Genomic DNA, 20,749 nt, shown 5'->3' on the forward strand with positions numbered 1-20,749 from the left:
GCAAACCAAACAAAATGATTCTTAATTGAAAAAGTGAGCCAGCTCCAGTATTATCTAATTAATAAATATGGAAAAAGAAGCAGTAATTGGAGTGTGCGGTTTAGCATGCTCCGAATGTCCAAAATTCAAAGCAGACGAATGCTTCGGCTGTAGCCCAAAAATACCTGCAGATATTTGTCCTTTGCCCTCGTGCGCTAAAGAACGGGGAATTAATCTTTGTTTTAAGTGTAAAGAATTTCCGTGCAAAAAGAATTACAAAAAAGGACCAATAGTTTCTGAGCTTTTGGACTACTGGAAAGGAGATTAGCTGTGAAAGTCTTGCACAAGAATCAGTCTGAAAAGCACGAAAACAGTACAACATGCATTGCTTACGAATATCCATTAGGTGACAAAGATATCAACGGAGCTGTTATTGAGCTGTCTGGCCGGTACCCAGACGAGGGACGTGTTATAAACCACAAGTGCAAGGAGTTGGCGTATATCATAAAGGGTTCGGGGCGCGTTGTGGTAGAAAGTGATGAAGTAAAACTTCGACCCGGATCCTTGATTCTCTTTGAACCTGGCGAGAGATACTTCTGGGAAGGAAATCTAGTAATGTTTGTCCCCTGCACACCGGCATGGTACCCAGAACAACACGAAGAAGTTTCTTAATTCCCCTTAAAGCGTAACGAGGCAGGTTCCCTCAGTAGCCATAAGCCAACCTGAGGGGCTGCCTCTTTATAATCACATTCCTTCCGGCATTAAATCCTCAGCCTGGTTTTGCAAATCTTCCAAATTACCCTGCATCATCTCTTGCATATCCATAAACTCAACATTGCTTGGGGGGTTAAATTTGCCCGCAGAAACTGTTGCTGGGCGACAATTATATTGCACATCAGTTGGAGGCTTTACAGCACCGACCTCGGAAGTACTACCGTCACCAGTATCGCTTTCCCCTTCCGCATACATCGCTTCGCTAGTGTCGTAACACATCTTAATTCCTTTTGCCTGGCCTTCGCTCCAACTCCACATACAATCATCCTTTGCAATAACTTTGGCTACTTGGCCTTCAGCATTAACTTCCGTATAAGTCTGGTCTCCCTTTACCCAAGAAGTTCCCGAATTTCCTTCCGCCTCCCAAGTGCACTTAAGAGACATTCCTAGCCCCACCATTTTTTGAAGAGTTCCTGTATAAGTCTTACTTTCCTGTGCCCTTTCACTTTGGGAACTAGGACCTCTAACAGTAACAGGCTGCCCGCCCGAACGTCCCAGAAAATACCAAGCGCCAACACCAGCCACTACTAAAACAGGCACTAAAATTAATAATATTTTCTTCACTTTTGTTCACCCCCTTCCACACGAATTGAATATAATTTCTAACATAGAAACCAACATGTCAAATTTAAAAGGAAAATGGACATGGTGAGTCTCTACCAACCAATTCCCACTAAACAAACAGCAAGAGGGCAAGGAGGAATATCAAGAAAAAGAAAACCCATGCAGCTGAATAAGCAACTAAACGAAGTGCGCTTTTTGGCTCCCCCTTCTCCCAAAACAACTTAATAGGGTAACCTAAAACAATAAGCGCACAAATTAAAGCGGAAAGAACAAAAAGAAGTAAAACAAGGAGAGGTCCTAAATAATTTGGAGCTACCCCAAAAACCTCGTTACCTTTCCAGAAGAAAAGCGCAACTAGTCCACAATAAAAGAAAACACCCAGAGCTTGTAAAAACCCAATGAACGGTAAAGAAGGTTTTTTCATAACTTACTCACGAACTTCAGACAACCCTAACCGCAGAATAACTTAATTCTACTGGAACTTCAGGAGAAAAGCAACTGAAAAGGAATAAGACAAAGCCCTTCACCTTACCAAAGGAGGCTTCAATATCTCCACACTTGCTTAGCAAACAAGTCCTACGCAATGTGATAAGCTAACCAATAATGAATATCTTTTCCTTCTTCATTAAAAAGAACATCATCTTTGTTCATGTTCCAAGAACTGGTGGTTCATCGATCGAAAGACATATTTGTTGGAAAAACAACTTCCCTGTTGTTGGACACGACACTAGAAAACCAAATTATAAATACCTTAAAGACCGGCCAAGACTTTATAATAAAGACAACTTTATCTTTACATTTGTAAGAAATCCGTGGGATAGATTAGTTTCTGCTTTCTTTTATTTAAATGAGGGCGGAGGCAATCCAAAAGATGAGAAGGACAGAAAAAAATATCTTGCAAAATACGAAGGAAATTTTAAAAAATTTGTAAAAGATGCATTTGCAAACAAAAAAATCCTTGAGCAGATCCATTTCAAACCCCAATACAAATGGATTTGTAACAATAATAAAGAGCTATTAATAGATTTTGTCGGGAAATTCGAGAATTTTAATAAGGACTTAGATAAATTGTCAAAAAAATTAGAAATAGAGCTTGACTATCCTCCCGTTTCAAATAAATCAGATCATAAGTTTTACCGCGACTACTACGACGAGGAAACAAAAAGAATAATTAAAAATGCTTATAAAAAGGACGTAGCATTATTTAACTATAATTTTTAGAGGTGGCTAAATAAAGAAGGTAGGTTCATATAGTAAATGGGGTTTGGGTGTTCTCAGCAAAATTTAGTTAAACCGTGTTCAAGGTCAAGCTACGGAGGAGCTCTTGTTTAGGAGATTTTTCACAACAACAAAAAGAAGAAAAAGGGCAGAACCCGCAATAAATATAAGAGTAATGTTTGACGTATAACCCAAAAATGAACTTACAGTAACGGAAACTAAATCATCACGAACAGGATTCAAAGCAGCAGGTTCCGTCTTTGGCAAGGCCGGAAGGACTTGCAAAATATTAGAGCTCACCCAAGTTTGCACAGTAAAACTAACTACTGACCCAACCAAAAGAATAATACTTAAATTCTTCAAATAACCTAGCGACCTTTCTTTGTTCAAAAGCAAAAGAACAATAAACAATAAAGCAGTAATTGCCATTAGCCCCCACATTACAATCCGAAAGACCTGATAACCTCTTTGAATCCCCGCGAACTTATCCTCCGCTTCCGGGGGCAAATTTTCTGACAAATCAATCCGGTCGGGAACATTTGCTGTCATTCCCGAAATCTGCTGGTGGAACTCTGGCGGTAATCCGCCTTGTTTCAAATGCGGTGGAATGCATTCTAAACTCCCAACATTACTTTCCGACATTTTCATTAGCTGTTCCCTACTACAAACCGGTAGCTCTTGGAGCTTCGCCTCGAAAGCCCGAACAAAGTTCTGGCTCAGGCCCTCTTTAACAAGCGCTAGATTTATATTAACCGCAAGGTTCGCATCCTTACCCTTTAAGTAAGCAAAGATATTATCCAAATTCTTCTCTACTTCCCCTTCCAACCAGCTGGCGGGAATAGATTGTGCAATAACCTCCCCTAGAGCATCTTTGGGCAAGGGAATCTGTTCTGCCATTGGAGAGTCACCACTTTCTAAAAGCAAGCTGGGAATAACCTCCTTACCAATACTCTGATAGAAATTAATCTCCTTTAAATTCTTGGTGTGGAAAGAAGACTGGAGGAGAGTGTTTTCAACCGAAAAAGTTAAAATGCTTAAACCAAGGGCAACAAGAAAGAAAAAATTAAGAACAAAGGACAAAAACTTCCCCATTAATCAGTATTATAGTAGCTCAACAACACAGAACTATCAAGGTTAGATGCGAAGGAGGTTAGTGCCTGGTGTTCGGAGGTGTGTGGTGAAAAATAACAGTACAGTAATAATATACAAAATCGAGCGGGGGTATCACTCATTATGAATAATGAATACCCCCGCAGTGGGACGCAGAACACTCAATTAGCTATTATATTGGAGCCATCAATAGTTCAGGATAGTTTTCGCCGAATCCATGCGAAAACCTCTGTAGGAACACGATCGGAAGCGCCACCAATATGAGTCTCCAAAAGACCCGAGGCAAGCTGCAAGTCCATACGTTGTCCGTGTCCCAAACCTATCTTCTCATCCCCATCAAAGAATATATAAATAGGGTTGAACGCACTGGTCTGTGGATCAGGCACAATCCGTAACGAATAGGTATGCTCGTTGACTATAACTTCGATCTCACTAGGATATGCCTTAGAAGCAAACATCCCCTCTCCAACACCGGTATTTGCGTGAAAAACTACCAGTGCATCGTCCAGAACAATTTCCGTTCTTGTTGCCCTGCTTCCAGGATCTCCATAAACCTTTACAAGGCCATCTGCAAAAGTCTCCAAAACTTCTTCAACCTGCCGAGACGTGGGCGCAATAGCGTTTAAGGCTTCTAGATCCTTCCGAGCCTTGTCCACAGCAGTACCGTTATTCACAACACTACTCCTTCCGGGCATTGTACCCATATACAGCACATCACCAGTTATTACTGCTTATTGAGTTACACCGAAATTATAACAAATTTGGGGGCAACCCACAATTTTATAGGGTAACGGGAGCTGGAGCAAAAAACACGAGCGAGCATATCATCGCCATGGGACGAAAAACATACTCGCTCTACAAATATGAGCCGATCTAATGCGGACAGCGTCCGTGTCGACAGACCAGAAGCGTTGGTTCTTCCTCTACACCACGAGTAGGATAAGATTCAAACAGGTGAAGACGATGCGCCAGGTTAGGAGTCAGCCGCTCTTTCAACTCCTCCAAACCCCCGTTCTCCAGAACCTGATATTCTTCCAGTGTGAAAACCACATAAAAGAGATTGTTCACATAGGCAGCAGCCTCCATCTTCTCAATAAGTTCCGCAGTCCATTCACCGGGGAAAGCTTGAACCCCTTGACCAGGACCAATCACTAAAGACGCCTCCCACACCGCACAAGGCTTTCCCCTCACTGAGGGAGGGGCCGCTAATTCCAATACATCGTGAACAACAAGGTACGAGCGTTCACCGGCATACATAAGAAGGAGTATATCCCCTTCTGGAAGTCTAACTACGCTGTAAGCCTCATCCACTACACCCTCCCCAGAGAGCGCGTAGACCACATAGCTTCTGGTAGGATACTCGAAGAAAACTTTTCCCAGCTCATCCTTCGCGTGCATTTGGTTTCTCCTTACTCAAGATAGAAAGTTGCCACAACACCAGAAATGTTCTAAACAGTCCACCACACTCGTAACTTGTTCCCGGTTGGGTGTTCGACCAACACATATTCCGTCTCGGGTACGCCACGATCAGAAGGTGCACTATGCACCTCGCATCCTTCGAAAACGTAGCCTCACACAAACACGGTGGCTGTGCCATCTTTATTCCTCTCAACATCCCCGCCTTGTGCTTGCACCCAACGCGGTATATCAACATAACGAACGGCTACTTCCGGTTCCATAGAGACTCCTTTAACAAGACTGGTCTAACTAAGTCACGGGTTTTGGCGGTAAGCGTTTGGATGGGCCCCAACTTGCCGCAAAAAGAACATCCCTACGTTCTTCCGCACTCAATATAATCTGGGTGCGTTCTGAAAACACATCCCTCTGAGCTTCCCTCAAGACCTGCAGAACAACCCCCATCAGATCAACAACTTGATTTCTGTTCAAGTCGAAAGTACGGGAAGGATAGATGTGTACTGTAACAACTATAGCTGCCTCGGCAGAATAGATAAAAGGTTCCCTCCATTCAAAAGCAACCTCCCCTAAATCAATCCCCAAAGTATTAGAAACCACATTTCGGATCTTCAATCCTAGTCCTTCTTTCAGCGATGTTGAGACATCAACTACCTCCGGAGCAGAAACTAGTGAAACACAAACTCTTAATGAAGCGTGCATTTTTCCCAACTCCTTTCTCTAGACGTAGAAAGTTGCCCAACTGGGCAGCGTAGGAAATGAAACAAACTTGCAGTAACAACTATAGCAAATGGCAAGGTAGTTAGCAACTTTATAAGATATTTTAGCAGTTGGGCAGGTTACTAGCCAAACAATAAGAAGGAGGGAAAGAAGAGCAACTCCATGTGGTGACTAGTGTTCGAAACTATTTTGAGAAGCTTAAATTAGCAGTAGCTGAACAAAAAAGAGAACGGGGGTTCAAGTCTACATACGAAAGTAGACAAGATTTCCCCCGTTCGGGTTAAGTTTGTGCGCAATCGCGTGTTACGAGAACCAAAGGTATTTTCCTACTAGGCCATGGTTTCTGCTACAGTGGGCTCAGGAATGTGCCCGTAATTCAGGGACTCCCTCTCTTCTCCGCTTGAAGTAGTCTTCGCCGGATAGCTGGTGCGTATCAAGACACACTTTAAGCACATTACCTGTTGGGTGCGTAACGATCGCGTACCAACGTTCTCCACCAGTGAACAGGGTCCTCACAAGTTCTTGACGCACTTCACAGTTCCGGAAAAGAAAACCCCACACAAAAATATCCGCAGTGCCATCCTCATTTCTTTTAACATCGTTCTCGTGTGCTTCGATAAGTCGCGGGCTTTCCTCCGTATAACGAACTTCCTCAACCGGTTCCACTTTTCGCTCCTTTCTTAAATAACGAATCGATAAGCTCCAACCAATACGGGCTAAAAACACATATCTCTGGGGTAACAATAACAAATTTCGGGGTAATTTACAATTTTATGGGGTAGCGATTAGATTAGATGTTTGTTTCTAAAAGCTACCCCTGAACCTGTTTTGAGATAGGCTTCAAATGATTCTGCTTTTTCTTTCGATTCAAAAGCTGTATAGGAAACTAACCGGCAAGGTAAAAAATTCTTAGTAGAGGGGTTCTTGCCAGATTGATGCTCTTCCAATCTTCTATCAAGATCATATGTTGAACCGGTATAGTAATCTCCGTTGGAAAGGTTGAGGATATAAACGTAGTGCACAAACCTATTGTATCAGATGCCCTACTTCGTCCTCCTTCGCTAAAGCTTCGGACGACTACGTACGGCACTCATAATTCCTAAACTCGCAGACTCGTTAAGGAATTATGGTGGCTCCGGGGGTGGTATACTTCGGTCAGAAGCTACGTACTACCTGAATCACCCCCTACGACCGGAAGAGAAGTCCTTCTCCAAGGCTACGGAAACTAATCGTTTGTATGCAAAAGCTTTCCCTGACCCAGTCTTTAAATATTTTTCGAAGTTTCTTGCTTCTTTTTCCGTTTGAAAAGCACCATACCAAACTAAATCCCATGGCCTATGTGGTCTAGTAGATTCTACCTTCCCATCATTATGCAACTTGATCCTGCTTTTCAAATTATCAGTCGAACCGTAATAAAAAATAGGGGACTTTTAACTTAGAAGTATATAGCAATAAAACATTGGAAGGATGCAAAACCGTACTACATCAGAACTTCGTAATGGCATACCAGTTCGTAACGCCCTGTCGCTCAAAGCTTTGGAAGCGTAGTGGACCTTCTCAAAAAGATGGCATGCCAGTCCGTAGCCTTGGCGAAGGATGGCTCCGGGGGTGGGATTCGAACCCACAACCTAGGGCTTACACTTAACCTCCTGCTTTCACAAGAGAGTGGACTATCTCATTATCATATTTCGATATGTAATCGAAACGTAGATACTGGGCACTTGAAGGTGTAATCACCTAGTCTCTGAACCTTCTCTGTTTAAGAAAACAGAGCTTGGCTGCGGATTACCATAATCCCTATAAGGATCTTAGGCTTCCCGACAATTCACCCAGTTGGCATCTTGAAGTTTCCTTCAAGAGCTGCGCTTCTGCACAGGCCCGCGCGCTACCATTGCGCCACCCCGGAACGTACCTATATTTTACTTTAAATTAAGGCTAGAATCAACTTTAAGAAGAACTACGCAAAAAGCCTTTAAGCTTTTTTGCCCTAGAAGGGTGTCGGAGACGGCGTAGAGCTTTAGCTTCAATTTGGCGGATTCGTTCTCTGGTTACGTCAAATTCCTTTCCTACTTCTTCTAATGTTCGGGGTTTACCGTCTTCTAACCCAAACCGAAACTCCAAAACTTTCCGTTCTCTGGGATCCAATGTAGAAAGGACCTCCCGAATCTTATCTTTGAGTAAAGACTGAGAAGTAACATCTTCAGGAGAAATAACTGTTTCATCTGGCAAGAAATCCTTTAAGCGTGAGTCCCCCTCCTCACCAACTGGAGCTTCAATCGATGCCGGACGACGACGGATTCGCTCAATCTGCCGCGCCTTTTCAATATCAACATCTTCCATTTCTGCCGCAACCTCTTCTGGTTCTGGCTCACGATCTAACTCCTGCTCAAGTTTCCTAGCTACTTTCTTATATTTATTTATAGTCTCAATCATGTGCACCGGGATTCTAATTGTCCTTGCTTGGTCTGCAATTGCTCTAGTCACTCCCTGACGAATCCACCAAGTAGCGTATGTAGAAAATTTGTAACCCTTTCTCCAATCAAACTTTTCAACAGCACGCATAAGTCCAATATTTCCTTCTTGGATAAGATCCAAAAAGGAAAGGCCCCTTCCCGTATATTTTTTTGCAATAGAAACAACCAAACGGAGATTTGCCTGAGTAAGATGCTTACGAGCTTCCTCATCTCCTTTTTCTACTCGCTTTGACAACTCAACTTCTTCTTCAGCAGTAAGAAGGGGAATTCGTCCTATTTCCCGTAAATACATCTTCACAGGATCAGAGTAACTTTCATTTTTGACATCATCTAGAGAAAGCTCCTCCTCGATTTCCTCTCGGGTTTTCTCATCTTCAGGCTCTTCGAGGACATCAATTCCCTCCTGAACAAAGATTGTATACACGTCGTCTAAAAGCTCAATATCGTCCTCTGCCTCAGGAAATACAGCTAATACTTCTTCCTGAGTAACATAACCTTTTTCCTTACCTTCCTTTATTAATTCTTTTGCTCCAGTTTTTTCTCTTAAATCTTTCATTGTAATTTGCGTGAGTATTTACTTAGCTTTTCTTGTAGTTTTTCTATTTTGTCGTATTCTCCCGCCTCCTCCGCAACAGCAATTTCCTTACCCAGCTTCTTTATCTTTCTCCGAATCTTCTCTTGCTTCAGTTTATGCAAACCTACCTCTAATTCATCATCCAAATCTTCCAGTGCGAAATTAAAATCTTGCAAAACTAAATCTTCCAGCAATTCCAAAAGCTCTGAATCCTGCTCAATTTTAGCACGGAACCCCTTTAAAATAAAGTCCTCGTTGTCACGATGGTAACTTTTCAACCTTTCAAAAAAAGTGCGGAGACGAGGATGAGAAAAATCCTCCCGTCCCAAGCGATGGGTAAATGCTTCTGCACGATCCTTAGGGGCTCGTAAAATAAGAGCCAACATGTAAAATTCTTTTGATGGATACTCTCTTTGTTCAAAATATGGCTCTAAATCCGACTCCGACCTGTTTTTGTAGTCCTCGGACCGCGCAGAGGGGGCTTTGGCTAATGCCTGCTCTACAACCTCTAATCCCATCTCCAATTCAGAAGCTAGCTTTTGCACATAAGCAGCCCTTTGAATATCATCGAAAATATCTTTCAAAACAGGAAGCACCTCTGCTGCCACCTTTTTCTTACCTTCTGGTGTTTTTTGATCGTACTTTTGTAGTGCTTTCTGGATGTAAAAATCGTAAACCGCAACTGGCTGCTCAACTAATCGTGACCACTCAGAAGGCGCTTGACGCGCACAATCATCTGGATCTTTGTATTTTGGGGGAAGGACAACCACCGAAACATCCAACCCCTCTTTCTCTGCCAACTCAATACCCCGGCGAGTAGCTGCGTTACCTGCTAGATCTGTATCAAAACAAATGGAAATACTGTCCGCATATCTCTTAAACAAACCGATCTGACCCGGAGTAAGAGCAGTACCTTGCGAAGCTACAATATTTTTGGTACCGCGAGAGTAAGGCATTAAAAGATCAATAGGTCCCTCTACAACCAAAGCTTTGCCTGATTCACGAATAAATTTTTTACTTTGAAATAAACCATACAGATACCTACTTTTACTAAAAACTAGGCTTTCAGGAGTATTCATATATTTTGGACCTGTTTCCTCTTTAAGTGCCCGACCAGAAAAACCCACTACGTCCCCGCGGTAGTTATGGAGGGGAAACATAAGTCTACCACGAAACCTATCATAAAACTTACGGCCAGTATCCTTACGAATAACTAAACCACTTTCCACAATTTCTGAAAGAGTAAATCCTTTACTCAAGAGAAACCTACCTAGACTTTCCCAGGACTGCGGGGCGTATCCTAACTTAAAGTCCTCAATAATCTCATTTGGCAACTCTCTTTCCCCTCTTACATAATTTAGAGCTGCGGTTCCAACATCATGCTCTGTAAGGAGGTAATGAAAAAATTCTTGCGCTAACTGGTTAATCCGCAAAATCTTTTCTTTGCGACCCTCTTTCGGCGAGGGTTTGTAATCTTTAAGCTCTACACCTGCTTGGTCTGCTAAAGTTTTCAAAGCTTCACCAAAATCAACACCTTCCATCTCCATTAAAAAATTGTAAACATCCCCAGCCTTGCCACAGCCAAAGCACTTGTACATTTGTAACTCGGGGGAAACCATAAAAGAAGGAGTTTTCTCCTCGTGAAAAGGACAAAGCGTTTTATAGTTCTTACCAGCTTTTTCTAAATTCAAATAGCGGGACACAAAATCAACTATATCTATCTTTTCTTTAATTTCTTGAACTTGGTCTGTAGCCATCACAATAATATTGTATCAAAATCTGGTTTTTCTCAAACAAATCAAAGTTTACTCAAAAGCTGGCGGAGGGGGTGGGATTCGAACCCACGTGTGCTTTTAAACACGCTTGCTTTCCAAGCAAGTGCGATGGGCCAGACTACGCGACCCCTCCATAACACAACTTAATAATACCATAAAACCATACCAACTACGTGTTCACAGCAAAAAATCACGCGAAAAGTTATGGTGCGCTTGAGAGGGTTCGAACCTCTGACCTGCTGCTCCGGAGGCAACCGCTCTATCCACTGAGCTACAAGCGCCAAACAAACGCAATTTTTTACGAGGTTTCAAAGTTTTAGAAGTTAAGCACCCTTAACTAACAGGTTAATTTTATCAGTTGAATAATTAGATTACTCGTTGTAAATGTAAGGCTTACTATTAAAGAGTCTTAAAAGGTAATATCCCTGAGGTCTGTATTCCAAAACACTAAGACTTGCTGTATAAGTTTGAAGGCGAACTGCAGTTTCCAAACTCATTTTTAGTGTTAAAGCTAAAGTAGCCCGAATCATATTTCCGTGACAGACTAGCGCAACAGAGGAACCAGCATAATTCTCCCGAACATCTTCTAACACACCTTCTACACCTTCCTGAGCCTCCACCAGTATCTTCGCCATTTCCAAGCGGGTTTCATCCTCAGAAAGGTCTAAGGGATCTGTCCACAAAGGAATCTCGCGCAGACGTGAGTCTACCCTCACGGAAGAATCACCAGCCAAAACAGCGGCTGTATCGCGCGCTCTTTGATAGGGACTACTATAGTAAGCAACTATTGGGTAGTTGCTTAAAAATTGGGCAAGGTCTTGAACTTCTTTTCTACCATGCTCACAAAGACCATCTTCTGGCTTTTGCGCACGGGGGTCAACTCCAGTATCCCCGTGGCGAATCAAAAGTATTGTTGTTGAACCACTAGTCATCTATAAAAAAACTCCCCAATAAACAACTCTAAACATTAGTTAGCATCCAGCAAAATTAAGCTTATAAGCGCTGATGGCGGTGGGGGCGAGATTCGAACTCGCGTGGGGATAAATCCCCCCTCGGTTTTCGAGACCGGGCCATTTAACCACTCTGGCACCCCACCTAAATGGTGTCCCCGGTGAGACTCGAACTCACAACCTTTGGCTCCGCAAGCCAACGCTCTATCCATTGAGCTACGGGGACATCAAAATAAATCCAAACCACCCATTAACTACAAAAAACCAATCAACTCAAACCAGTCTTATCAGAAAGCCAATGAGCAGAACGCTCCATCCAGTCAGTTGGGGGCTCAGTGACAAACTTCAAGTGCTTAGCTAATACATTTTTTATGCGGTGCTCATCTGTCTCCCCCAAAAGCATTATTAACTGCCCAGGAAAACCTCTTTTCAAAGTAACAACAAGGACACGTTCCCCTCCTAGATCCCTAAACCAAAATTCATCTAAATCTTTCCACGGGTACAAGGTTCCAGAAAAAGAAACCCCGTCTACTGTAATTTTATGGTGCAAGGTCTGGGGTTCTTTTGTGGAAAGCAAATAACTTACAAATGTAATCGCAAATACAACTCCAAGTAAGATAAATTCGCGCAGGAAAAGAGCTACAAAGCTAACTAAAACCACAATCACAGCTACAGTAGTAAACCAACTTTTATCGCGCTGTTTAAACGGTCTTTCTGAGGCTTCCCAATCTAATAGTACATCATCCTCACCCTTTTCATGGGCAGAGAAACTTTCATAATTTTCACTTTTTTCTATGCTTTGTTCTTCCATCTATTAAACTAATCACCTCCTTCTGTTCAAATACCTTATCCCCACAAATCAGGCGCTGCAAAGTTCTAGCCCATCCTAGCAAATCGGGATTGGGACAAGACATCGTGGCGGAAGGGGTGGGATTCGAACCCACGGTCCCGATAAATCGAGACACTGGTTTTCAAGACCAGCGCTTTCAACCACTCAGCCACCCTTCCACTAACCACTAAATCAAATTCCTGGTTTTTCCCGTAAACGCAGCCAAAAAGGCTACTACGGGATTAATTCGGCCACCGCATCAGGCTCGCCCAAGCTCACCTTCTGCGGGCCTCATTGAACAAGACCAGCGCTTTCAACTCCGCCTACGCTAAGGCTTCGGCGGACTAATTCGACTTTCGATTCTTCCACCAGATTGGAATAATCGAGTCTCATTGAGCACTCAGCCACCCTTCCACTAACCACTCTAATGGTACCAAGAATTGTTTAAAATTACTAGTTACCACCATGCGCTATAACTAGTACCCACACACTTCGAGCTCCCTTTTTCTTAAGCATTTTAGAAGCTTCAGAAAGGGTAGCACCTGTAGAACAAACATCATCAACCAGAACAATGTTTTTACCTTCTAAAGCACTTGAACAGGAAAAAGCACCTCGGACATTTTTCTTTCTTTCTTGCTGGTTTAGCTTAGTTTGGCTTTGCGTATAGTGAGCACGCTTCAATCCCAAGAACGACACGCTCAAATCCAACTGCTGCGCTAAATATTTTGCGAAAATCTCAGACTGATTAAAGCCCCGCTCCCAAAGCCGCAAAGGGTGCAAAGGTATGGGAACTAGTACAGTATCAGGCAAAAAAGAAATGGAACTATATGCCAACCACAAAGAAACTAAATCTGCAAATCTTGAAAACAACGCCCACTCACCCCAATATTTTGCCCGACAAATTGCAAGCCGCAAGGGACCTTGGTACTGAAACGGAACCAAAAGTCGATCCACACTGTAACGAGTTGCACAACCAGGATGAGTGAAGCCTCCAATAGCAGGTCTTCCGCAAACTAAACAGTACTGAAACGGAGCGTAAGATAACTTATCTTCGCATTTGGGACATAACCAAGACCCAAACCGCCTGCAGCCCACACACTTTCGGGGAAAAAGAAAAGAAACTAAAACTTTCCCCAACTTATCCACAATTGCTCTTGTTGCTGTATTAATGGGTATCATATTTACAAAGTGTTATAGTATTAATAATTTTGGTCTTGTAGTCTTATTAGTTGCTTTGGTTTTCTGTTTATGCTATAATTCCCCTGATTGAAGAAGTCTTTTCTTCGTGCACTCTAACAACTCGTGGGGATGACTTGGTTTCGATTGAAAACAAGTTCTAGATCTTCAAGCCGAGCAAACCTCGTTAATCTTTAAGTCTCCCAATCTATTGGGAGCAGGCAAAATAAATGCCAACTTATTCTCTAAAGTAGAGGAATCAATTAACCGATTTGCGTCGGCACTTGTTTCCCCTACTCCTCAGTACGCCTTAGCGTAACCTGAGGTGTCCGCTTGGCTTTCTCCCGATGAAGCCTTGCCGGGCATCATCCAGTCGGGATGCGGTATAAAAATCTGGTTTTGTTTTGTACCAAAGAACTTATAAACCACACTCAGGCATGTGTTTGTTAGCTTTTACCACCTGAGTATTATTAAAGCTAACTATGCTTGTAAACTGATCTAGAGTAGTTTTCGAGACGGGGGTTCGACTCCCCCCATCTCCACCACGCTTAGCGTGGTGTAGGCCCGCTTAGCGGGCCCACCATGGAAAGCTTTAAGGATCGGGAATTTGGAAGCCTTAGTCGAATAGGACAAGAGATCTCCCCTTTCAGTACCTAACTCACCGGTACAGATATAACCACAAGTTAAGCCGGACAAACATGGTAACCCTTTTTTAATTTATCAAGTTACGACGCAACAAAGAAATCCCGTCGTTTGACGGGATTTTGTGTTTCCTCAACCCACATTTATTTTTTCAATTCATCCTTCATAGCCCTTTCCGCATCTCTTTGCATTGCCTGTTCTTTTAGCTCTTCTCGCCGATCCCGTCGTGTCTTTCCTTTACAAATCCCTAACTCTAACTTAGCTAAGCCGCTCTTCAAATACATCTTTAGAGGAACGATAGTAAAACCCTTTCGGGCATCAATACCCACCAAGCGCGCTATTTGGCTTCTTCTCAAGAGGAGCTTTCTCTTCCTTTGGGGGTCAAATGCGTCTCGAGGTGCCTTAGGATAAGGATCAATTCTCATTCCCAAAACATATGCTTCCTCACCAATAATTTTCACGTAACTAGAACCAAGGCTAACCCGCCCCATTCTAATACTTTTTATCTCAGGACCTTTTAACTCAATACCAGCTTCTAAGGTTTCCAAAACTCTGAAGCGGTGGTATGCCCTTTTATTAGTTGTAACAATTTTCACCATGGTTAGTTCCTACGCACAACCTATTATTCAAGCAAACCCATAAATAATTTGTTCTCTGTTACAAAGTACAGATACTTCTCATCACTACTAAGTGCAAGATCCCGCGCGTTCCTAAGTTTATCTGTTCTAAACTGGGCATCTAACACTCCGTATTTATCAAATTTAAGCACCCGAACATTTTTTGGATCCAACAAGTATAAAAAATTAGAATTTTGCCATCCAGCCATAGCCGCGATTTGCTCCAGTGGTAGATCCAACTGGGTACGCACATAAAAATCTTGCTCCACTCCCCTCCTAAATTTATAAAAGCTTTCCGACCAAATATAAATATCGCCATCAATTAGCATAAGGGAATGACCCCCAACTTCTATCTCTTCTCCTAACCAAGGTACATAATCGTACCCGAACACGCTAGGGTAAAATTTAAAAACTTGATTCTGGGCTGAGGAAAGTACATAAACCCAATCAGAAAATAGGGAAACATCTGTTACTTGCCACCCACTATCTAAAGATTGAACTTCCCCTAGCTCCAAACTAGGTTGCAATCTTGCAAACCCTTGCGTCCCCCAAACTAACATGCCTTCTTCACTTGCGGAAAGTCCTTCCAAATTTCCCGGAAAAGAAAGGGATATCGTTTCTACCACCGGTTGGGAAGCGGTCAAATTAGAAAAATGCCAAAGCTTAGAACTTTTCTTATCCAGTAGAAGCAGAGATTCACTCCCAGGCACAAAAACTACAGACACTAGGTCCGTCTTTTCTCCTATACTTGAGAAGTCAAAAACTTTTCTTACTGTTAATTCTTGAATTTTAAGAATCTGATTCTCAATCTCCAGAAAATTTTCTCGCACATCGTTAGCCCGCCGCTCTGGAATACCCAATCTCTCTGCCCGCAACAGTTCCTCACGACCCAAATTAAGGCGCTCCCGAGCTTCCTCATCATCCAGCCCTACTAAATCTTGCGCAATTTTCAAACTTTCCTCTGCCTTCTGCATTGCAACTAAAGCTTGCTCTCGCCTAACAACGTTGCGCTGCTTAATCAAAGTAAAAATTACGGAACCAAGGAAGATTAAAGAAAGGAGCACCAGCAGAATAGTTGTAGATCTTGTAGATACATTTTTAGAAGATTTTTTTTGGTACTCCATTAAATATCAAAAAATTAAAGCTATTGTAGCAGCAAAAGCTAAAAAAGCAAAAATAAAATTTATAAATCCAACAGCATATACCCAACCAGAAACGCTAGTCTTTATGTTCATTACAAGAAGATGTATTTGCCGAACTGCTAGCAATGAAAATACTACATAAAAGAGCACCAAAACTCCCAAAATGTATTCTACTAAGGTAACAAGATTAAATTGCAAAGGAATAACTTCTTCAATCATACAATTGGGCAAGATCTGTAATCAAATCATGGACTTGTGCCGGTCGCGGAACAGCAATAAAATCAAACTCACGCGCTTCTGCAGCTGTCTGTACATATATGTCACCATAATTAAAAAGTGTATGGGCAGCACCGCTTACACTATAGGTAACATCTTGAATCTGAGATAACTCAGTCTCCGAAACACGAAAGAAAAGGAGACCAAAATAATCCAGATCCACTATTTTCCGGTCAGTAACCAAATAAATATTGAAAAACCACGAAAGAAAGGATAATAAGGCGTAACCACAACAAAAAAGATACCAAAGAATACTGAGTAATATCCTTACCCTAACTGGGATAAAAACGTTTTCAAACAAGGTATTTTCAAGAATTAAGACAAGCGCAAAAGGGAACAAGATTAGGAAAAGCAGAACCAACAACCAGGGTAGGTTTGTTATGGGATGTCTTCTTAGAAGAAGTAAAACCTCCTCCCCAGGCTCCTGAGCGGCAAAGTTAACATCACCTGGGTTTTCTGTATAAGCAGAAAGGGCTGAGTTCCTCTTTTGCTGAGAAATCCTATCCTTCATTTGGCTACTATTATAGCACGAAAGGGTTTTTAGAGCTCCTGATAAAGGTTTTCAGCTTCTGGGTATGGGTCTTTTAGCTTTAAGGCTTGTTCAATTGCTAACTTTGCCTTACTCCTCTCGCCAGCTAAACTGTAAGAAAGTGCGCTTAGATACCACAAATTAGGGTCAGTGGGACACAGGTTTAAGGCCTGCGTAACATATTTTTCTAACTCCTCCTGGTACCTAGAGTCAATCTGCGCCAAGATGTAATAAGTTGAGATAACAGACTTCAAAGTAACCAGATTTTGCGGGTTTAGCTGAACAGCCCTATCTGCTTCTTGCGAAGCATACATGCTAAAATCATCAGCATTTGCTCCCACCTTAGCTAAAACTGCATGTCCTCTTGCTAAATCCTTATAGTAGCGGGGCTCCCAAGGCCACAAATTTGTAGCTTGTTCCAAAACCCACACACTTTGGGCCATGTACCCTCTTTGCGCTAGGACACGACCCCGCGCATACTTTAAATCTGCCAAAAACCTTACTGCTATAGCACCCAACAAATTAATAGTTAATACAGTTGTTATCATTAACAGGAAGCCTTGTTTCTTTTTCATATCAGTAAGCACACGCAGCACATAAAAAAGCTGGGTAAAGCCAAAAAAGCAGTGCAGTGGGAACCACGGAAAATCCAAAAAGGTTGGTGACAAGCAAACTAAGCCAACCACAAAACGCAGCACGCTTTAGATACTGGATCCTTCTTTCCCCAAGGGCACCTAACCCTACAATAGCACTGTCTTTGCCCAACCCCCACCAAACAAAAACTCCAACATACGCTAAGTAAGAAAGAAGGCCAAAGGCACCTTGCTCAGTAAGAACATCCAGGTACTCATTGTGCGCTCGGTTATAAAGAAACTCCCATTCAGATGTTTTATTTAATTCTGAAGGCCTATGAGGCAAAAAGGCATAAGCAAAGGTTTCCGGACCAGTTCCCACCAAAAATACCTTGGGAGAGCTTTTCCACACATCGAGAGCTCCGCGCCAAACAATTTTTCGTATTTGGGCAGTATCACCTCCTCCAGCAATATTAAGTTCCGAAGCATACACCTCATAATTTCCAACTAAATGCCTCCAAGCTCCCTCTATTCTTTCTAAGTAAGGACCTGAATAACAAGTAATTATAAAACCATAAGCTAGTGCCAAAATAAAAACAGTCCCTTTTGGGTAAAAGCTCCGCGCTTGAATAGGAAAAACAATAAAAAAGAATCCCACAACTACAACAAAGCCCAAAAGCCCTGACAACGAGTAAGTAAACCAAAAAGCGGTAAATGTAATAACTGACAACACGAAAAACACTATTTTTAAAAATCCCTTTCTTTCCGCAAAGTAAAAAGCCCAAGACAAGGGAATAACCATTAATAACCAAGCAGCCAACCAATTTGGCTGACCCAAGAAAGAAAAAACGCGGGAAGCAGAATCCTGAACCCAATACTGGTTGTCAATTCCAAAATGTTGAAGAACAGCATAAATACTAACAATAAAACTTGAAAATACTAACGCAAAGCAAAACTTCACAAACACCTCTGGCTTAGCTCCAAATTCAAAAATATACACCAAGAAGAGAGCAAGGTAAGCTCCAACACTAAAAAGTCCTCCGTGAAACCGGGAATAATAGCCAAAAATAGAAGTATAGATGTGCATAGAGAAAACTACCGAGAAGAAAAACCAAACTAAATGAACAAAAAGTAGAGTTATCCACGGTACTTTTTTGAAAACATGTTGTAGAGAAGGAAAAGAAGTAAAAAGAGATCTAATAGTAAAGCAGGCAACAATAAGCACTGCTAAAGCATAAACAAAAATCATCTTTGGAAACTCAAAAAGCTCATATGTCCAAGGGCATATTAGTAGGGGTGTTATAAAAAATAACAGTATATACAAAACGTAAATAGTCTTGTCGCATATTGACACTATCTGATTTTCCATAGTATGCTTAGAATAACACTACTTGCTGCAAAATGTAATTTAAGGGAAGTACTTATAAAGGCATGATTTCCAAAACCCTGCTCAAATTAATTGATGAAGCTATCCTTCCCGCAGTTGTTGTTATAGCCGGGAAGGTCTTGGGAGTAGCTATTCTCTCTATACACATCAATGTGCCGTTTACTCTAGATTTGGGTACTCTAGCAGAACATCACGCTGCCACAATAAATAAATACTCCAACCTTTTTTCCTACAGTGCAGTAACGCTAGGTATGGTTTTTATCCTAATCCGCTCTTACCTTTTCCATACAACACATATAAGTCCGAAAATAACGCTCCGTTTGTATGACCTAAACCTTACATCACTAATTGAAACCACCTACGAGCTGTTTCACCAAGCAGTTGTTTGGCTTTCATATCAATGGCTTCTAACTATTTTGTTTTTATTACAATCATATTGGAACCTTGTTTCTTGGGAATATTCGCTTGCCATTTTATTTGTGACTCTAATATTTACTAGCATATTCATTATTGATGTCGACCGCGAAATAAAAATTGCTAAATCATGAACCGAATAACCAAATTCCTCACAAATACAGCCTTAGCAAGCATGTTAGTAATCTTAATCTTAGGCCCTATTGGAGTAGTAGGTTACATAAGTGGGATGGACCCCACTCTTGAAGTAGGAACTTTTCTCGGAGCTAGAATTAATTCCAAAGGAGAAGTTCTTCAGAAAATTAAAGAAGGCATCAGCAAAAAAATTGCAGTTAAAACTTTCTGGGGACAACAAGCTACTTACAAACGTGCTATCAGCCTTAAAAACAATACCAATGCCTCCCAAACATACCAAATTGAAATAATGAATATTGAAGGAAAACGTTCCGAAGATCAAGATATAGTTGCCTACTTCAGTCCCAATCAACAACCAGAAATAACTTTGGACCCCAAACAATCGTGCTGGATAGACATCATAATTACAGCACCAAGCCTACCAAACCTAGAAAGCTCCCTAACTCAAATAACACTAACTATCTGGACACTCTAAAACAAGTCATTACCTCCCAAAACATATACAATAACCCAAACTGCTAACGCCCAACATAAAACTGATAAGAGTAAGGGTACGTCCGAAAGCAAGACTTCTGCCGGAGATTCTCCCTCTTTCTTTTCATAAATTACGTACAAATACCGTGTTACACCATAAATTACAACAGGTACAGTCAGCAACATCCACTTGGGCTTGGCCAAAATGGAAGGTAATAACTCTTGGAAAGCACTAGCAGTAGGTGATGTTTGAAAAGCAAAAAGCGAGTAAGACAAGATTGTAAATGCAGAAAAAGTGGAAATAGCGGAATCTAGCAAAGTATCAGGGTAATCCCTCAACGCTGCTCTAGCATCAAAGGTTTGCCCTTGTACTTCCAACAAGGTCCTTTCAGATCTCCTCTTCCCAAAAGCCATAAGAAGAGACAACCCAATAGTAGTTAGAACCAACCACGAAGATATTGAGACAGGAACTACCAAAGCACCTGCAAAAACTCGAAAGATAAAACCTAGCGCGATGGTAAGTGCATCAATAATTATAACGTCCCGCAAAAAACTACTATAAGCAAGCTGTAAAACCACGTAAGCAAAGACGACAAGAAAGAAATAGTGCGATAATTTAAAAGATAAGGGAAAAGCAATAGCTAAGAAAATTACACAACTGATTAGAGCTATAATTGGAGAAAGCTTCCCACTAGCAATAGGGCGGTGCTTCTTTACAGGATGCAGTCGATCCTTTTCTCTATCCATTACATCATTAAAAATATACATTGCCGACGACACTATACAAAACACAACAAAACCGGCTGTTACTCGCAAAAAAGTTTGTGGATCAAACAAATTACCAGCAAGAAATGCAGCACCAAAAAGAATAACATTTTTGAGCCACTGACTTGGCCGAGCTGATATTAAAATAAAACGTATGGTTTTTATTAAGGTCATTGGCACACTTTTCAAACTTTGGACTGTCTATTTGAATTTTAACACTACCTAAGCTAGTATACCACT

General features: G+C 41.7%; 25 protein-coding genes, 5 tRNA genes and 1 other RNA gene. 5 read left to right on the top strand and 26 right to left on the bottom strand.

Features of this window, described 5'->3' with window-relative positions:
• Positions 1 to 309 precede the first annotated feature (309 nt).
• Positions 310 to 651 (top strand): cupin domain-containing protein, encoded by a 342-nt coding sequence (locus U9M98_02890; protein MEA2020641.1) that lies wholly within the window; start codon positions 310 to 312, stop codon positions 649 to 651.
• A 72-nt stretch (positions 652 to 723) separates the two neighbouring features.
• Here the strand turns inward: U9M98_02890 and U9M98_02895 are convergent, their stop codons facing one another.
• Together U9M98_02895 and U9M98_02900 are read right to left on the bottom strand one after the other, a co-directional pair.
• Positions 724 to 1,317: a hypothetical protein gene (locus tag U9M98_02895; protein ID MEA2020642.1), complete on the bottom strand. Its 594-nt coding sequence runs from the start codon at positions 1,315 to 1,317 to the stop codon at positions 724 to 726.
• A 109-nt stretch (positions 1,318 to 1,426) separates the two neighbouring features.
• A complete protein-coding gene (locus U9M98_02900) occupies positions 1,427 to 1,741 on the bottom strand; it encodes a hypothetical protein (GenBank protein ID MEA2020643.1) in 315 nt (104 codons plus the stop codon).
• 179 nt (positions 1,742 to 1,920) lie between these two features.
• On the opposite strand from U9M98_02900, the gene U9M98_02905 reads away from it, so the two are divergent.
• Entirely contained in the window at positions 1,921 to 2,538 is a 618-nt protein-coding gene (locus tag U9M98_02905; protein MEA2020644.1) for a sulfotransferase family 2 domain-containing protein, read from the top strand.
• 84 nt (positions 2,539 to 2,622) lie between these two features.
• On the opposite strand, the gene U9M98_02910 is transcribed toward U9M98_02905, so the two are convergent.
• The 17 genes from U9M98_02910 to U9M98_02990 all read right to left on the bottom strand — a co-directional run bounded on the left by U9M98_02910 (position 2,623) and on the right by U9M98_02990 (position 13,559).
• Positions 2,623 to 3,627, bottom strand: a complete 1,005-nt coding sequence (locus U9M98_02910) for a hypothetical protein (GenBank protein ID MEA2020645.1) — start codon at positions 3,625 to 3,627, stop codon at positions 2,623 to 2,625.
• 212 nt (positions 3,628 to 3,839) lie between these two features.
• Positions 3,840 to 4,349 (bottom strand): hypothetical protein, encoded by a 510-nt coding sequence (locus U9M98_02915; GenBank protein MEA2020646.1) that lies wholly within the window; start codon positions 4,347 to 4,349, stop codon positions 3,840 to 3,842.
• Between the two features lie 169 nt (positions 4,350 to 4,518).
• Positions 4,519 to 5,043, bottom strand: coding sequence for a hypothetical protein (locus U9M98_02920; GenBank protein ID MEA2020647.1), 525 nt, complete (start codon positions 5,041 to 5,043; stop codon positions 4,519 to 4,521).
• Positions 5,044 to 5,352: 309 nt separating this feature from the next.
• A complete protein-coding gene (locus tag U9M98_02925) occupies positions 5,353 to 5,760 on the bottom strand; it encodes a hypothetical protein (GenBank protein MEA2020648.1) in 408 nt (135 codons plus the stop codon).
• A 375-nt stretch (positions 5,761 to 6,135) separates the two neighbouring features.
• A complete protein-coding gene (locus U9M98_02930; protein MEA2020649.1) occupies positions 6,136 to 6,504 on the bottom strand; it encodes a hypothetical protein in 369 nt (122 codons plus the stop codon).
• 59 nt (positions 6,505 to 6,563) lie between these two features.
• Positions 6,564 to 6,800, bottom strand: a complete 237-nt coding sequence (locus U9M98_02935) for a GIY-YIG nuclease family protein (protein ID MEA2020650.1) — start codon at positions 6,798 to 6,800, stop codon at positions 6,564 to 6,566.
• A 156-nt stretch (positions 6,801 to 6,956) separates the two neighbouring features.
• Positions 6,957 to 7,199: a GIY-YIG nuclease family protein gene (locus tag U9M98_02940; GenBank protein ID MEA2020651.1), complete on the bottom strand. Its 243-nt coding sequence runs from the start codon at positions 7,197 to 7,199 to the stop codon at positions 6,957 to 6,959.
• A 526-nt stretch (positions 7,200 to 7,725) separates the two neighbouring features.
• Entirely contained in the window at positions 7,726 to 8,808 is a 1,083-nt protein-coding gene (gene rpoD, locus U9M98_02945) for an RNA polymerase sigma factor RpoD (GenBank protein MEA2020652.1), read from the bottom strand.
• Entirely contained in the window at positions 8,805 to 10,583 is a 1,779-nt protein-coding gene (gene dnaG, locus U9M98_02950) for a DNA primase (protein ID MEA2020653.1), read from the bottom strand. Before dnaG ends, rpoD begins: the two co-directional genes overlap by 4 nt.
• A 60-nt stretch (positions 10,584 to 10,643) precedes the next feature.
• Positions 10,644 to 10,734, bottom strand: a tRNA-Ser gene (locus U9M98_02955).
• A 72-nt stretch (positions 10,735 to 10,806) separates the two neighbouring features.
• A tRNA-Arg gene (locus U9M98_02960) sits at positions 10,807 to 10,882 on the bottom strand.
• A 90-nt stretch (positions 10,883 to 10,972) separates the two neighbouring features.
• Positions 10,973 to 11,533 (bottom strand): histidine phosphatase family protein, encoded by a 561-nt coding sequence (locus U9M98_02965; GenBank protein ID MEA2020654.1) that lies wholly within the window; start codon positions 11,531 to 11,533, stop codon positions 10,973 to 10,975.
• A 74-nt stretch (positions 11,534 to 11,607) separates the two neighbouring features.
• Positions 11,608 to 11,697, bottom strand: a tRNA-Ser gene (locus tag U9M98_02970).
• Between the two features lie 4 nt (positions 11,698 to 11,701).
• Positions 11,702 to 11,777 (bottom strand) — tRNA-Arg (locus U9M98_02975).
• A 42-nt stretch (positions 11,778 to 11,819) separates the two neighbouring features.
• Entirely contained in the window at positions 11,820 to 12,362 is a 543-nt protein-coding gene (locus U9M98_02980) for a hypothetical protein (protein ID MEA2020655.1), read from the bottom strand.
• Between the two features lie 105 nt (positions 12,363 to 12,467).
• A tRNA-Ser gene (locus tag U9M98_02985) sits at positions 12,468 to 12,559 on the bottom strand.
• Between the two features lie 274 nt (positions 12,560 to 12,833).
• A complete protein-coding gene (locus U9M98_02990) occupies positions 12,834 to 13,559 on the bottom strand; it encodes a ComF family protein (protein ID MEA2020656.1) in 726 nt (241 codons plus the stop codon).
• 125 nt (positions 13,560 to 13,684) lie between these two features.
• Here U9M98_02990 and ssrA point away from each other — a divergent pair.
• Positions 13,685 to 14,101, top strand: a transfer-messenger RNA (tmRNA) gene (gene ssrA / locus U9M98_02995).
• Positions 14,102 to 14,341: 240 nt separating this feature from the next.
• Here ssrA and smpB read toward each other — a convergent pair.
• Genes smpB through U9M98_03025 form a run of 6 tightly spaced genes read right to left on the bottom strand, consistent with a single transcriptional unit; the run spans position 14,342 to position 18,703 of the window.
• Positions 14,342 to 14,797, bottom strand: a complete 456-nt coding sequence (gene smpB / locus U9M98_03000) for an SsrA-binding protein SmpB (protein ID MEA2020657.1) — start codon at positions 14,795 to 14,797, stop codon at positions 14,342 to 14,344.
• 23 nt (positions 14,798 to 14,820) lie between these two features.
• Positions 14,821 to 15,939, bottom strand: coding sequence for a hypothetical protein (locus U9M98_03005; GenBank protein MEA2020658.1), 1,119 nt, complete (start codon positions 15,937 to 15,939; stop codon positions 14,821 to 14,823).
• Positions 15,940 to 15,945: 6 nt separating this feature from the next.
• A complete protein-coding gene (locus U9M98_03010) occupies positions 15,946 to 16,176 on the bottom strand; it encodes a DUF5657 family protein (GenBank protein ID MEA2020659.1) in 231 nt (76 codons plus the stop codon).
• Positions 16,169 to 16,744 carry a PH domain-containing protein gene (locus U9M98_03015; GenBank protein ID MEA2020660.1) on the bottom strand — a complete coding sequence of 192 codons (576 nt, stop codon included), beginning with the start codon at positions 16,742 to 16,744 and terminating at the stop codon, positions 16,169 to 16,171. Before U9M98_03015 ends, U9M98_03010 begins: the two co-directional genes overlap by 8 nt.
• Before the next feature lie 29 nt (positions 16,745 to 16,773).
• The gene (locus U9M98_03020) at positions 16,774 to 17,337 is read right to left on the bottom strand and encodes a hypothetical protein (protein ID MEA2020661.1); all 564 of its coding nucleotides are present in this window, start codon (positions 17,335 to 17,337) and stop codon (positions 16,774 to 16,776) included.
• A 1-nt stretch (position 17,338) separates the two neighbouring features.
• Positions 17,339 to 18,703, bottom strand: coding sequence for an O-antigen ligase family protein (locus tag U9M98_03025; GenBank protein ID MEA2020662.1), 1,365 nt, complete (start codon positions 18,701 to 18,703; stop codon positions 17,339 to 17,341).
• Positions 18,704 to 18,765: 62 nt separating this feature from the next.
• Here U9M98_03025 and U9M98_03030 point away from each other — a divergent pair, with 62 nt between their 5' ends.
• Together U9M98_03030 and U9M98_03035 are read left to right on the top strand one after the other, a co-directional pair.
• Entirely contained in the window at positions 18,766 to 19,269 is a 504-nt protein-coding gene (locus tag U9M98_03030; protein ID MEA2020663.1) for a hypothetical protein, read from the top strand.
• Positions 19,266 to 19,745 (top strand): hypothetical protein, encoded by a 480-nt coding sequence (locus U9M98_03035; protein ID MEA2020664.1) that lies wholly within the window; start codon positions 19,266 to 19,268, stop codon positions 19,743 to 19,745. Before U9M98_03030 ends, U9M98_03035 begins: the two co-directional genes overlap by 4 nt.
• Here the strand turns inward: U9M98_03035 and U9M98_03040 are convergent.
• On the bottom strand, positions 19,742 to 20,683 hold the full coding sequence (locus tag U9M98_03040) for a decaprenyl-phosphate phosphoribosyltransferase (GenBank protein MEA2020665.1): 942 nt from the start codon (positions 20,681 to 20,683) through the stop codon (positions 19,742 to 19,744). The two genes, U9M98_03035 and U9M98_03040, sit on opposite strands and share 4 nt — an antisense overlap.
• Positions 20,684 to 20,749 lie beyond the last annotated feature (66 nt).

This window comes from Patescibacteria group bacterium (assembly GCA_034659915.1).
Taxonomy (GTDB): domain Bacteria; phylum Patescibacteriota; class WWE3; order JAUXAW01; family JAYEID01; genus JAYEID01.